We start from the raw sequence: 13,074 nt of genomic DNA on the forward strand, positions 1-13,074 counted from the left end.
CCTTTACCGAAATGACCTTTCCGTTTTCACCAACCAGCTTCGCCATTGCCAGAGAAAAGAAACCCGGGCCGCATCCCAGATCCATACCAACCTGACCTTCTTAGACATATTTGCCAGCGATTTTGTAAGGGTTTTGCAAAAATCTACGAACCCAGTTTTCAAGGGTCCAGGCTTTCTGATAGGGGCATACATCCGTAGATTTGTTCGCTATGTTTCTTCCTCCGTTTAATTTTGGGTTCCATCTCCATTTCGAAGAGAAAGAATGCAAAAATATGTTATATATTTTTAAATTTGATCATATCTATCTAATATGTTTTCACATTTGGTCAAAATCCAAAATATTTAGAGAAATAGAGCAGTTATAATAGCATTTATAGTAAAACTTGTTTAGTACTAAAATCTTGTACATATAAGTACATCAAAGGACAAATTAGCAGCAGAAAAGCAATTATTATGAAATTCGGTTGATAAAATGGATTACGTACACGGATATTCTAATAGAGAAAATTCTCGACTTCATGACCAGGCAAATACACTCACCGCGCTATTACATAGTGATACCATATATCCTCCGGGAAGCAAAGTGCTTGAGGCCGGTTGCGGTGTGGGCGCGCAGACAGTCATACTGAGCAGAAACAGTCCCGAAGCCAGCATCACATCAATTGATATTTCAGATGAATCGGTAGAAAAAGCAAGACAATTGGTTAAAAAAGAAGGGGTGGAGAATGTTGATTTTCAGGTAGCTAATATTTTCTCTCTGCCCTATGAAGACGAGACTTTTGACCATATTTTCATATGCTTTGTACTTGAACACCTTAAGAACCCTCTTGATGCCTTATTGTCGGTGAAAAAGGTACTCAAAAAAGAGGGCACGATAACTGTCATAGAAGGAGATCACGGCTCAAGCTATTTTTATCCCAGGAGCGATGAAGCTATGCAAGCAATAAAGTGCCTGATCGATATCCAGGAACTTCTGGGAGGTAATTCCCTCATAGGTAGAGAAATCTACCCGCTGTTGAATCGAGCTGGTTTTAAAAATGTGAATGTCTCCCCCAGAATGGTATATGTTGATTCGAGTAAACCCGATCTGGTAGAAGGATTTACGAAGAATACTTTTACTGCGATGGTCGAGGGAGTCAGGGAGCAGGCACTGGAGCTAAAGATGATCGATGAAAAAACGTGGAATAAAGGTATTAGCGACCTTTACCGGACTGCAGGGCAAGAAGGCACGTTTTGTTATACCTTTTTTAAAGGCACAGCCATTAAATAATTTCTCAGTAAATTTATATTTTCTTGGCTAAATAAATACTAAAGCAAACGATGCAAATGTCAAATGATTCCGGAGTGTCGAATGATACCGGAATGTCAAACAAGAATGAAATTCCAGTTTTATTCCGAATTTTGCCTCATTTTACAATGTAGCGTCTATGAGTTCATTATGAAATGATTTCGTTATGAAATGAATTTATTATGAAACATTAAGATTAAAGCAGTTTGGAAAGGAAGTAGAAAAGTGCGTGTTCATAGTAATGGCATTCTTTTATTCAGGTTCAGGAATGAGATACTCGAAGTGATGCTGGTTCACCCAGGCGGGCCATTTTGGGCAAACAAAGACTACGGAGTGTGGTCAATACCCAAAGGGCTACCCGAAGGGCACGAAAAACCTCTGGACACGGCAAAAAGAGAATTTAAAGAAGAAACAGGTTTTGAGGCTGACGGCGAGTTTATTGATCTGGGAGAGTTGAACCAATCTAGAAAGAAGATAGTCCATGTATGGGCTCTTGAAAAAGACCTGGATATATCAAATGTTGTAAGTAATACATTTCCGCTTGAGTGGCCGAAAAACTCCGGGAAAGTACACGAGTATCCCGAGGTCGATAGAGCAGGCTGGTTTGATATTGAGCTCGCTAAGAAAAAAATACGAAAAGAACAAATAGGTTTTATTGATAGGCTTATGGGCATTATAAATTACTCTCAAAAGAAAGAACCCTTAGAAAAGAAAAGATACAGGCAAACTACATTATTTTAAACTTTGACACAGTTTGATGATCTAGAGAGAAAACTTATGAGACTATGCTTACCGTAAATGTTTCGGGATATCAATGAAAAAGGAAGCTGTACAGGTCTACAATCATTTACACTGTTGGTAATTCGATCTTCCCTTATTGCATTTGCTCATGCCAATTTCCACAAGAACTGAGGGGATTTTAATCTCTAAATATATTATACTTTGAGAAGTTCAAATCTTTTGGAATTCAATCCTTATTTAGTGATCTTGCTCTTGAATATCTAAAATACAATCTGTCAATACGATCCCATACAACATCCCATAAATATCTAGCATAGGAGAAAGGATAATTCATCCAAAAAACTAATTTCTTGAAGGACGATAGATCTCCATAACCTTCGACCCACATGGATTCACTTAAAAATCCTTTCCAGACAAGAGATTTTTGCATTTGTTTCCATCGCCTGAACATATGGGCTATTATAAGTAAGAAAGTACAAGCGATTGCGAATTGTTTTTTTCTCATAATTTTCACCCTTAACGACTCAATGAATTTAATAAAATAATCTCGAATAGGGCAAAACTTCCGGTATTTAGCCAAACTAGACTTAAAACCAACCTTTTTTGAGATTAAAATTCTTGTTGGAAAATTACCAAACTCTTTCAAAATATCCTTAACTCTTTTTTTTGATAGTTTAATATGTTCAAATATATGTTTCTTCTCCTATAAATTTTTGTTCCAAAACGACCTGCAATATTTTCAACCTGCTACATTATTTTATATGAATCGTTGCGTTTTTATAGACAAGTGTGAGTATTTTTAGAGAGGAAGTAATTTTACTAAACTGGATAAGTACTGGATAAGTAATAGTGGGGGGAATTATTATGAAAAGAGCCAAGGTTTTTTACCTGAGGATAGCTGCAAGCTTCTTGGTCATTCTGTCAACGCTTCCAATTTCATCTGCAGTAACTGATGTAGCGGAGACTAATTTTGAAGATGAAAACAATGAAACAGATTTCACATCAATGTGTGACGAAAATGAACTAATGGATCAGGAAATAGGCCTAAACTTCCGTTTTCTCACATCCATGCTTCAGATGCTTGACCTCAACCTTAACCTCATAGATAGAACCCTGAACGCACGCGTTGAGGAATATCCATTTTTGCAGCCTACAATCGGAGGGACAGAGGCAGGCATAGCAACAACGAATTCCATACTTGGTGTGATGGAATCAGACCCTGAAAATTTGAGTGAGACGGAAAATTCTCTTGTTCCTTTAAACGAAAATATGGAACGGCTTAATTCAAGCCTCATATACCCTGACAACATGATCGAAGCTGCCAATTCGACTCTTGGAGAACCTAATAGTACCACGCCTATGATTGTCGAGATGTTCAAAAGTGTAAAAGCAATGGCAGAGCTTTTTGACTGAGACTGCGATACTAAAATCAGAGAATGTTACTAAATTTGCAAGCTCAAATGAAAATTTTTGGCAATATTCAGGTCAGCTATTCAGGTTGATATTATTTAATGACTTTAAGCCGATGTTCCTGTCGGCAGATTAATTTTTCTTTTTGTATGATTTTGAAGAGCGAATTGAGGATTCTTGTGAACTCTTATTTACCTCATACCGCTGAAGACTTTTTATTTTTTCTGTACTGATGAATTTCTATTTATATAAAAGTTAAATTATTATATTTTTTGAGTATCAGCCTGAATATTTTCAGCGAAATTATAAAAAATAATTCAAATAATTGATACTAATCTTTAGACAGATTCGTTTTGAGATATTTATCTTCGAAAATATTTTCTCGATCCCGGCTGTATTTGAATAATACCGACAAAAACTTCTTTCCATCAGGATTGTTCCTGACCGAATAAAAGAAATTGGGATTATCCGGAATGGGTAAACCGGGTTTTTGGAAAGTTTAAAACCTCTTTAAGGACGTATTTTTTCAATCTGAAGTATTTGATCGCTTTAAAAATTGCTTCTGGTTTAAGCTGCAAAAGTCGAGAAACGGAATCCAGCCGATCTCTGACCGATCTCTAACAGAACACATATTAAATAAGATTTCCTTCAGGTCGCTATTTTACCCCATTATGATAATAACGGGATGATTCCAAAAAGCTTTTATATTAAGTCGATGAGGTACTTCGTGGAAATCTTGGGGAAACTTTAAAAAATATATATTTAGTTTTTCTCCTTCAAGTTTCAGAAAAAACGACATAATCCGAAATTTGCTCTGTCAGCCCTCTGAAGGCTAAATTAGTTACGGACGCTTGTGGAGTTCGAAAAAAAGACCCGATGAGTTTCGTAAGCTGTTCCAGAAATGCAAAAACAGATTCCAAGCTTCGAAAAACAGACAAAGCGTTCATTGAATTAAGAGGCAAATTAGCAGAAGCAAATCAGAATTAATGCAAGGCGGGTAAAACCCAGATCCGTCTTCCATACCCCAGCCATGAATCTTACCCAGGATTCACCCTGCAACTCACTGAGGTCCTACACTGGATTCAACCCATTTCCAAACCTACGATTCAAACCAAAATCCAACCTGCAATCCAACAGGGGTCTTCTGGATTTTACTCAATCCAACCTGCGATCCAACAGGGATCCTCCTGACTTAGCCCAAAATCAGCTTCGAATATCGGCACCTAACCGAGGATTAGCCCAAGATCCGCATTCGAATCAGTTTGGGACCCAACAGGATTCAACCCTTGATCCAACCTGGAAGTTGACCCCACGATCCAATCCAAGATTTAGCTCCGATCCAATCCTAAAGGTCGTAATAAATCATGCAGCTTATCACGAAACCCGAAATAGACCTTGTCTTGGAAGCTCAGAAAGGGGTAGCCAGACAAAAAGTTGAGCAAAAAGGCCGATATATAGACAAATTTAAAATTTACATCTGTTTACAGAAATTCGAAATAGCTAACTTTGAAACTCTAAATCCCAAAATGAGATTTTTCATTACATACAGTAACAGTACCCTATCTGGCAGTACCCTCAAGGCTGGAAAAACAGGCTTATCCTTCAAAGCTGGAAAAGTAGGCTTATTCTCCCTTCAAACTGCAAAAAAAGACTTTTCAGGCTTTAACCTTCAGTTGACTGAGAACGTTTTACAAGTAGTCACTGGCAAGGCAACCGAACATTGCTCCTGCCCGTTGACCCAGAGAGTCGGGAACTAAACGCAGTAAAACGGTGTTAACATGTCAGTTAACGACTCGGTCAACCGGATAGTGGCAGGTTCCGGTGTAATACTTGCAGGAACCTTCATCGGAATGCTTCTCGACATTATCACCAAAAAAGTACTCACTTCACATCTCGCGCCAGCCGATTTTGGCACATATGCTCTTGCACTTACTGTGATCTCAGTTACAGGTGCAGTTGCAACTCTTGGACTCAATGAAGGAGTCCCAAGATATATTGCGTTTTTCAGGGGCAGGCATGAGGAGCAGAAGGTGCATGAACTAATAATCTCAGCCATGATTATGGGCTTGATTGCAGGCTTGCTTTCAATTCTGGTGTCACCTTCCCTGTTCCATACTCTGGCAGGAAATGGCTTTGATGCACAGGGCAAAGTCCTGTCCGTAGTGAAGACCCTCATCTTTGCAGTTCCGTTTACCATACTCCTGAACCTGACAGTAGCGATCTACAGAGGATTCGACCGTACGAATGTTAACATGTACTTCTATAACATCGTAAGGCCGGTATCTCTACTTGGGTTTGCCACAGTTGCCGTATTTATCAATGCTTCTCTGAAGGGAGTCGTGTTTGCGGATCTGCTCTCAATGATCTTTACCTTCGGCATAATGTCCGTGTACTTCATAAAGAGGCCTCCAATCAAGAGGGCAGTCAAACAGGAACGAAAAATTCAGTTCGGTGGCACAACCAGGCAGTTAATAAGATATTCGTTTCCACTCTTGATAACTGCAACTCTGCTCAACATTATGAGCTGGATAGACACAATAATGCTAGGATATTTCAAGTCGGCCGAGATCGTTGGAATTTACAATGCAGTATATCCTATTGTAGGATTTTTGTCTCTGGTGGTATCTTCCATGGGCTTTGTTTATGTCCCTGTTACGTCCAGGCTTTGGGGTCAAAACGAGACTGCTCCACTTGGCTCAATTTATGAGATAATGACTAAATGGTGCTTCCTTCTTACATTCCCTCTCTTTGCACTCATATTCGTGTATCCCGAATACTTTATTACAAAGCTCTATGGAGAGCAATATGTGAGCGGTGCCATTGCCTTGCGTATCCTTGCCCTGGGGTTCATAGCAAATTCGTACTTTGGATTTAACTACCATACTCTGTTAGCCTCTGGTGATTCGGACTTCCTTATGAAGTGCTCAGTAGCAAGTGCAGGCATTAATGTTGCAGTCAACTTCATGCTTATACCTGAGTATGGGATGGTAGGTGCAGCCATAGGGACTGCAGTGTCCTTTTCATCCATCGAAGTCCTGATGACTTTAAGGGCCTGGAGGAAGCAGAATATGCATCCTTTCACCTCGATGTACCGAAGATTAACTTTCATCGTTATCTTGATGGTCGGGTCCATGCTCGCAGCCAAGAATGCTCATCTACTTACCGGAGCACTCTGGGAGTACGCAACTTTCATAGTCGGGTATTTCCTGATCGTCCACCGCGCAAAAATCCTTAACAGTGCTGAAATGAAGATGATATGCGAGATCCAGAAGAATTTCAGGTACAGAATCAGCCTCCGCATTCCTGAATCACTCAAGACCCTTGCATTATAATTTAATTCTGTGCAGGGAAAAGCTAGTAATCTTTTATTTTGAAGAGTATCAGAAACCCGAACCTTCATGGATTAAAGTGAAAATGTCAAAACGAAGATACAGACAGTGCTATAATAGTTCATCCCAAAACCAATTTTATTCTCAAATCAATGAAGTTCCAGAACTATAAAATCAGTGAGAGTTCCAAAACTAGGTTTTATGATCTGGAACTCTATTGATTATTCCAAATACGAGGTTCAGAGACACAATTATAATTTTTGGGATTAACTTAAATATTAATTTCATAAGATCTCAATTTTTGGAATGTTATTCACACTCCGGGAAGACCAGGGTGTTATTTATCTTTTCATCTGGATAAATATCTTTTATTTTTCGGAACCTTTTGATATATTCTGGTTGGGGTGGCCAATAGAGCAACTGTCTCATACCACTGTAGTCACGGTAGCACACTGAAATAGATTTTTCAGATTCTGGTTTTCTATTTTTTATAATCGAATGGAAGTTCCTGAAGATGCGTTTTTTAGGTTCAGCGAGCCCTGCTACCCAGTACAGAATCCCAATCGAGCTCTGCAAGTGAGTCTTTATTACCCTCGAAAATGCTGATTTTAAGGTTTTGAGAACGGATATATTGAAAAATTTTCTTAATTTAAGGCTCTCCACTCATGTTCAATATTTGCCAGCCATTTTGCCAGCCATTGTTAAACAGTAAACGCCCAAGAAACTAATTTCTTCAAACTGATTTCTTCAAACTGATTTCTTCAAACTGATTTCTTCAAACTGATTTCTTCAAATTGAGTTCGTCAAATATGTAACAACGTAACAGAAAAAAATAAGATCTAGTAATAAAAAACAAAAAGTAAGTGTTAAATATCATTAGTAGTATAGGTAAATATGTCTCTTGCGAACAGACACAAAACTTAAACTACCTCCTGAATAGTTTAAGTACCTGAATTTCTTTTCACCCTGTCTGTGAAAGCAGATAGGGATAAGGTTCAGATAATTAAAGAAGGACATAAGGACCCGTAAAAATTCCCTAAAAAATCTCCATTAATTTGAACTGAATGGTTTGATCTATTTTTACTCACGTCTTTTCAGCCTTTTAATGTTGATTTATAAATAGAATTTTTACAAAGATGATATAAAATCATTTAATAATAACTATTTGGATATAAAAAATAGAGATAAGAGCACTTAATTTTATTTACGGATTAAATATGGATATTGAATTATATGTAAGATATTAATTTATCAAAAAAAGTAATACCAAAATATATATAAGTAATATAGAACAATCCTGCCATGTCAGGACACTGTTCAGAAAAATAACTAGCAAAATGTTGTAAAATATATAAAGAAGCTGAATTCCCTTTCTTTCAAAAAATATTCTAAATTATATAAAATTACTCGTCAAAATAAAGATTCTCAGTTATAATTTTTAAAAATAAATAAGGGAAGAAAGAAAAATGCATATTCCAGATGGATATCTAGGGCCGTATACCTATGTCGCGTTTTGGATTATTATGATCCCGATATGGTATTATGCCGGAAAAAAACTGAACACAGAACTTAAGTCCAGACAGGTCCCTCTGCTGGCACTATCAGCTGCTTTTTCATTTGTAATAATGATGTTCAATGTACCTATTCCAGGAGGTAGCACGGGTCACGCCGTTGGAGGCGCAATTATCGGCATCGTTCTCGGTCCCTGGGCAGGAGTGATAGCTATTTCTGTAACTCTGGTATTGCAGGCATTGATATTCGGTGATGGAGGAATTACGGCCATAGCCGCGAATTGCTTCAATATGGGAGTTGTAATACCCTTTGTCGGTTATTATGTTTATAAGCTTATTAGCGGAAATTCTGATATCACGTCCTCTAAGAGAATTATTGCTTCGGCTATAGCTGGTTGGTGTTCTCTGACCATAGCAGCTTTCTGTACAGGTGTTGAATTCGGAATACAGCCTATCTTGCAACACACGGCTGCTGGAACCCCACTGTATATGCCCTACCCATTGAGTGTAACTGTTCCTGCCATGGTAATAGAACATGCTTTTGGATTTAGCATTCTGGAAGCAGTGATTACCGCAATTATTTTTGCCTATATCCAGAGAACGGATGTGTCTCTATTTTATAGAGAAAAATCAGAAGTGCAGAAGGGTAAAATGAAGAAGGCAGTCACAGCCTGAGGTGAGAACATGGAGAAAATAATAAGAAACTTAAGCATTGGCTTGATAATACTTATGATTTTTGCACCACTGGGTCTTTTGGCCGTTGGTGAAACCTTCGGTGAATGGGGGCCTGAAGAGGTCAAGGAGAAGCTTGGTTTTGTGCCTCCAGGACTTGAAGAGCTCTCGGATCTTTGGAGCGCTCCAATGCCTGATTATGCTTTTGTGGGTGGCGATGAGTCGATGAGTATGTCTTCTGTAGCATATATTCTGTCAGCAGTGATAGGTGTAGTAATCGGCGGTGGCCTCCTGTATTTTATAGGAAAAAAAGCCGCCAAAAATTAAACTCTTTAAATATTATTGTGAGCTTGCTATAAATTGAAAACCAAATACTTGGTATTGTGAGAATTTCAATAAACCTGCGAGTTTGATGGATTGTTTATAATACTTATAAAAAATTGGTAAATATGAGATTTATTGAAATTCTCTATAATTTGGTTCTCTCTATGTAAAATTCGTTTCCCGATGACTTATGTAATCTAAAATTTTGTATAAAATCGACACCTTTTTATAATTTTAATTTTTGTTTATTTTTAATTAACTCATATCATATTTTAATACTAGCTGGAATTCAGGTTTTAAAGCGGGTGAACAATGATCCCAGATTGGATGACAAAAACAGATACCGGTCCATGCCGGTGCTCAGCGGTGCATCACGGTAAGAAGGGTTTCATAGGAAAGACGATTGACGGAATCTTTGGCTTTTTGGAAGAAGCTTTTGTCTCAGATAGCTTCTCTAAACGCGATGGTTTCCTCCAGAGTTTGGACCCTAGAGCCAAGCTGATTTCCATCCTGGCCGTGATATTCGCAACGAGTTTAATCGGAGACCTGAGATTACTGATCTTTGTTTATATGCTTACTCTGCTTTTTGCATATCTCAGCAAGATCGATGTTTTATTCTTTATCAAGCGGGTGTGGCTCTTCATACCAATTTTTGCAGGAATCATTGCCATACCAATGATTTTCAATGTCTTTTTTCCAGGAGATCCTCTTATCAGGTTAGTTTATCTGGGCTCTGGGGCACACCTGGGACCATTTTCACTTCCAGATAGCATATACATCACCAAACAGGGCGTTAATTTTGCTGTGATATTTATAATGCGTGTCGCAGCATGCGTATCTGCCGTAGTTTTGCTTTTTCTCACCACACCTCAGAAGGTTCTTTTTAAATCCCTGCGCTCGGTGGGAGTTCCTAAAATCTATGTTTTCACGCTGGAGATGGCCTACAGATACATTTTTTTGCTAACTGATATGGTGCGGGAGATATATATTGCCAAGAAAGCCAGAACCATAAAGACTGGAGGCATGTTCGAGGAGCAGAAATGGGTTGGTGGACGAATCGGCTATACGCTAATAAGGTCTCTGGATACAAGTGAAAAAGTTCATGCAGCCATGATGTCCAGAGGGTACAATGGTGATGTTAAGATAATGCAGGAGTTCAAAATGCGCAATCGCGATTACATTTCAGGAGCAATTGCGGTATCCATGAGTGTATTGCTAGTGTTGATCTCCCATAACATCATAAGGTGATATGAACATGGAAACAATTTTTGATGTGAAAAATGTATCATATACATATGTTGGAAAAATAAATGCATTAAATGATATCAGCTTCAAAGTAAAGCCAGGTGAGCAAATCTCTATAATGGGCTCTAATGGCAGTGGGAAATCGACTCTACTGACCCTTCTAGATGGACTTATATATCCTACTTTGGGAGAATTCTATGCTTTTGACAATCAGATAAGCGAAGATGTTTTCGATGCCATTAAAGATAATGAATTTAGGTCTTATTTCAGGAAAAGAGTAGGATTTGTCTTTCAGAACTCAGATGTACAACTCTTCTCTTCCACAGTTTATGAAGAAGTTGCCTTTGGACCCATGCAGCTCAATATGACTCCGGAAGAAGTTAAAACCAGAGTGATGGAAGTCCTGGAGATGATTGGGATTACCAAGCTTAAAGACCGATCTCCTCATACCCTGAGCGGAGGAGAGAAGAAAAAAGTCTGTATAGCAGCTGTTTTGGCTAATAACCCGGATGTCCTTTTATTGGATGAGCCCACCGCAGGATTGGATCCAAGGACTCAGCTCTGGTTAGTAGAGCTATTGCAGGAGCTTGGGAAAGCGGGAAAGACGATAATTACCGCTACTCATGATCTTGAAACAGTAGAGCAGATTAGCAAAAGAGCCATAGTTATGGGCGAAGATCATAGAATTGTTGTGGACGGAAATGTGGAAACAGTACTCAATAACAGGGAACTTTTACTTACTACAAATCTTATCCATGAACACATGCACGTTCATGGCAAGCTTGTGCACGAACATCTGCATGTTCACTATAGAGAGCATATACACGAGCACTAAAATTGAATTGCTTTATACGATTTAATAAACTGTGCTTGATTATTACATAATTTGATATTTGTCCAGTATTCGGTTAAGATATAATCTATAGAAATGTTATTTTTGTTGCCGTTTCTGTAAATATATAGCTTCCGTAAACATATAATGTATAAACATATAAAATGTAAATCAAGATGCATAAATGATTGCAGTAGGCGTTTTAACGTCACTGGATCCCTTGACCGAATTAACGTCACTGAACTCCTTGACCGAATTAACGTCACTGGATTCCTTAACCGAATACAAATGAATAATTCTTCGGCGATAACTGTTCTTATGTGACGGATTGTCATTTTTTATGTAGTGTACATTAAGAAAATATTCTAACTATTTCTTTGATTTTATTTCTTCCCTATATATTTCTTTGTTCATTTTTCCCTATATATTTCTTTGTTCATTCTTCCCTATATCTCGTTTTTACTTTATCCTTCGCAGAAACAGATAATTTTTATAAAAATTTAATAAGAGATGTTTAATAAAAGTGCAGTGCCTTATGAAATAGGGGAAAGTATGAGCCTGGGGTACTTAAAAAATCTGGTTACCAGAACAATAACGGAATGGATGGAAGATAATGCAATGACTTACAGCGCCGCGCTGGCGTATTATTTTGTACTGAGTCTTCCTGCTCTCTTATTATTTTCAGTATCCATAGGAAGTATTTTTTTGAAATCTGAAAATCTCCAGAGTAAAATAATAAACAACCTGCAAGGAGCTACTGATGAGAGAATTATCAATATGATAATTCTACTTTTTGAACGTATTCCGGAAATTAATTCTCTTTCAATAAGCGCGTTGATAGGTTTTATCTTTCTTCTCTGGAGTGCAAGTAATGTTTTCAGGCAATTAAAAAATTTCCTTGAAAGAGCATGGGATATCAAACCCACTGAATCAAGCAACATTAAAGACTTTATCAGGGACGCAATCATGTCCTTTGTTATTGTTATACTCTTTGGAGGACTGCTCGCAATGAGTATATTTGTTGAAGGATTTCTTTATGCGGCTTCAAAATTGTTTCAACAATTTCTACCATTTTCACCCATAATTGCTGATTATACAGGTTCAATAGCCGGCTTCCTTATTCTTGTACTGTTTTTCATACTTGTGTATAGAGTGCTTCCAGATAAGAGTTTTGACTTAAAATCGATTTTTGTTGGGGCTTTCGTAACCGCAGTTCTTGTAACAATAGGAAAATACGTTATTGTACTTTTTATTGCATACAGTAACCCAACAAATGTCTATGGAGCAATAGGGTCTATCATAGGGTTATTTCTTCTATTTTACTATTCCTCAATTATGATTACGCTTGGTGCGGAGTTCACAAAAGTTTATTCGGAATCTTAAAAATGCTAGCTCTGAAAATAAGGTCTAATTATTCTTTAAATCTTGATCCTGTTTTTATTTTTACTATTCGTTTTTCATGAAATCTCGGTGTCCATGAAATCCTGTTATAAAACAATTTGTTGAAGAGATAATCTGATCGTAAACTAGCCATTAGTCGATCTTAAAATCCTCCTTGAGACCGGCACCGGGAATCTTCTTATACTATTAAAGAAATGAGGAAAAAGCGTTATGTCTTATTGAACATAACGCATTGTTTGTCATATATCATCTGACTTACACGATCTATAACATAATATTACTTTGAAAGGATACGGTAGAAAAAAACAAAAAAGTGATTAT

At 37.7% G+C, this 13,074-nt stretch carries 11 protein-coding genes and 1 pseudogene; 10 read left to right on the plus strand and 2 right to left on the minus strand.

All coding sequences use genetic code 11. From position 1 onward, the window contains the following. Positions 1–85: pseudogene (locus A9239_RS20955) on the minus strand (SAM-dependent methyltransferase); the annotation flags it as partial. 387 nt (positions 86–472) lie between these two features. Here A9239_RS20955 and A9239_RS13700 point away from each other — a divergent pair. Beyond that, on the plus strand, positions 473–1,270 hold the full coding sequence (locus A9239_RS13700) for a class I SAM-dependent methyltransferase (RefSeq protein WP_048116696.1): 798 nt from the start codon (positions 473–475) through the stop codon (positions 1,268–1,270). A 243-nt stretch (positions 1,271–1,513) separates the two neighbouring features. After that, positions 1,514–2,029 (plus strand): NUDIX domain-containing protein, encoded by a 516-nt coding sequence (locus A9239_RS13705; RefSeq protein WP_048116699.1) that lies wholly within the window; start codon positions 1,514–1,516, stop codon positions 2,027–2,029. Between the two features lie 226 nt (positions 2,030–2,255). Here A9239_RS13705 and A9239_RS13710 read toward each other — a convergent pair whose 3' ends face one another. Continuing rightward, complete coding sequence (locus A9239_RS13710) at positions 2,256–2,534, minus strand: hypothetical protein (protein ID WP_141706472.1); 279 nt, start codon at positions 2,532–2,534, stop codon at positions 2,256–2,258. A 359-nt stretch (positions 2,535–2,893) separates the two neighbouring features. Here A9239_RS13710 and A9239_RS13715 point away from each other — a divergent pair, with 359 nt between their 5' ends. From A9239_RS13715 to A9239_RS13755, 8 genes are all read left to right on the plus strand, one after another. Beyond that, on the plus strand, positions 2,894–3,442 hold the full coding sequence (locus tag A9239_RS13715) for a hypothetical protein (protein WP_048116705.1): 549 nt from the start codon (positions 2,894–2,896) through the stop codon (positions 3,440–3,442). Between the two features lie 1,361 nt (positions 3,443–4,803). Then, positions 4,804–5,196, plus strand: coding sequence for a hypothetical protein (locus A9239_RS13720; RefSeq protein ID WP_048116708.1), 393 nt, complete (start codon positions 4,804–4,806; stop codon positions 5,194–5,196). A gap of 21 nt (positions 5,197–5,217) precedes the next feature. Next, the gene (locus A9239_RS13725) at positions 5,218–6,771 is read left to right on the plus strand and encodes a flippase (protein ID WP_048116711.1); all 1,554 of its coding nucleotides are present in this window, start codon (positions 5,218–5,220) and stop codon (positions 6,769–6,771) included. A 1,463-nt stretch (positions 6,772–8,234) separates the two neighbouring features. Beyond that, positions 8,235–8,954 (plus strand): cobalt transporter CbiM, encoded by a 720-nt coding sequence (gene cbiM / locus A9239_RS13735; RefSeq protein WP_048116713.1) that lies wholly within the window; start codon positions 8,235–8,237, stop codon positions 8,952–8,954. 9 nt (positions 8,955–8,963) lie between these two features. Then, entirely contained in the window at positions 8,964–9,278 is a 315-nt protein-coding gene (locus A9239_RS20585) for a PDGLE domain-containing protein (protein ID WP_048116715.1), read from the plus strand. Between the two features lie 309 nt (positions 9,279–9,587). Further along, complete coding sequence (gene cbiQ / locus A9239_RS13745) at positions 9,588–10,523, plus strand: cobalt ECF transporter T component CbiQ (RefSeq protein WP_048116718.1); 936 nt, start codon at positions 9,588–9,590, stop codon at positions 10,521–10,523. 7 nt (positions 10,524–10,530) lie between these two features. Further along, positions 10,531–11,355 (plus strand): energy-coupling factor ABC transporter ATP-binding protein, encoded by an 825-nt coding sequence (locus A9239_RS13750; RefSeq protein ID WP_048116723.1) that lies wholly within the window; start codon positions 10,531–10,533, stop codon positions 11,353–11,355. A 549-nt stretch (positions 11,356–11,904) separates the two neighbouring features. Further along, on the plus strand, positions 11,905–12,735 hold the full coding sequence (locus A9239_RS13755; RefSeq protein ID WP_048122697.1) for a YihY/virulence factor BrkB family protein: 831 nt from the start codon (positions 11,905–11,907) through the stop codon (positions 12,733–12,735). The last annotated feature ends 339 nt before the right edge of the window (positions 12,736–13,074 follow it).

It is taken from the genome of Methanosarcina sp. A14, from assembly GCF_001729375.1.
GTDB classification, from domain to species: domain Archaea; phylum Halobacteriota; class Methanosarcinia; order Methanosarcinales; family Methanosarcinaceae; genus Methanosarcina; species Methanosarcina barkeri.

What these genes read in the sequence shown, in the direction of transcription:
- A9239_RS13700 (WP_048116696.1), top strand. Translation starts at nt 473, where the DNA reads ATGGATTACGTACACGGATATTCTAATAGAGAAAATTCTCGACTTCAT.
- A9239_RS13710 (WP_141706472.1), bottom strand. Translation starts at nt 2,534, where the DNA reads ATGAGAAAAAAACAATTCGCAATCGCTTGTACTTTCTTACTTATAATA.
- A9239_RS13715 (WP_048116705.1), top strand. Translation starts at nt 2,894, where the DNA reads ATGAAAAGAGCCAAGGTTTTTTACCTGAGGATAGCTGCAAGCTTCTTG.
- A9239_RS13720 (WP_048116708.1), top strand. Translation starts at nt 4,804, where the DNA reads ATGCAGCTTATCACGAAACCCGAAATAGACCTTGTCTTGGAAGCTCAG.
- A9239_RS13725 (WP_048116711.1), top strand. Translation starts at nt 5,218, where the DNA reads ATGTCAGTTAACGACTCGGTCAACCGGATAGTGGCAGGTTCCGGTGTA.
- cbiM (WP_048116713.1), top strand. Translation starts at nt 8,235, where the DNA reads ATGCATATTCCAGATGGATATCTAGGGCCGTATACCTATGTCGCGTTT.
- A9239_RS20585 (WP_048116715.1), top strand. Translation starts at nt 8,964, where the DNA reads ATGGAGAAAATAATAAGAAACTTAAGCATTGGCTTGATAATACTTATG.
- cbiQ (WP_048116718.1), top strand. Translation starts at nt 9,588, where the DNA reads ATGATCCCAGATTGGATGACAAAAACAGATACCGGTCCATGCCGGTGC.
- A9239_RS13750 (WP_048116723.1), top strand. Translation starts at nt 10,531, where the DNA reads ATGGAAACAATTTTTGATGTGAAAAATGTATCATATACATATGTTGGA.
- A9239_RS13755 (WP_048122697.1), top strand. Translation starts at nt 11,905, where the DNA reads ATGAGCCTGGGGTACTTAAAAAATCTGGTTACCAGAACAATAACGGAA.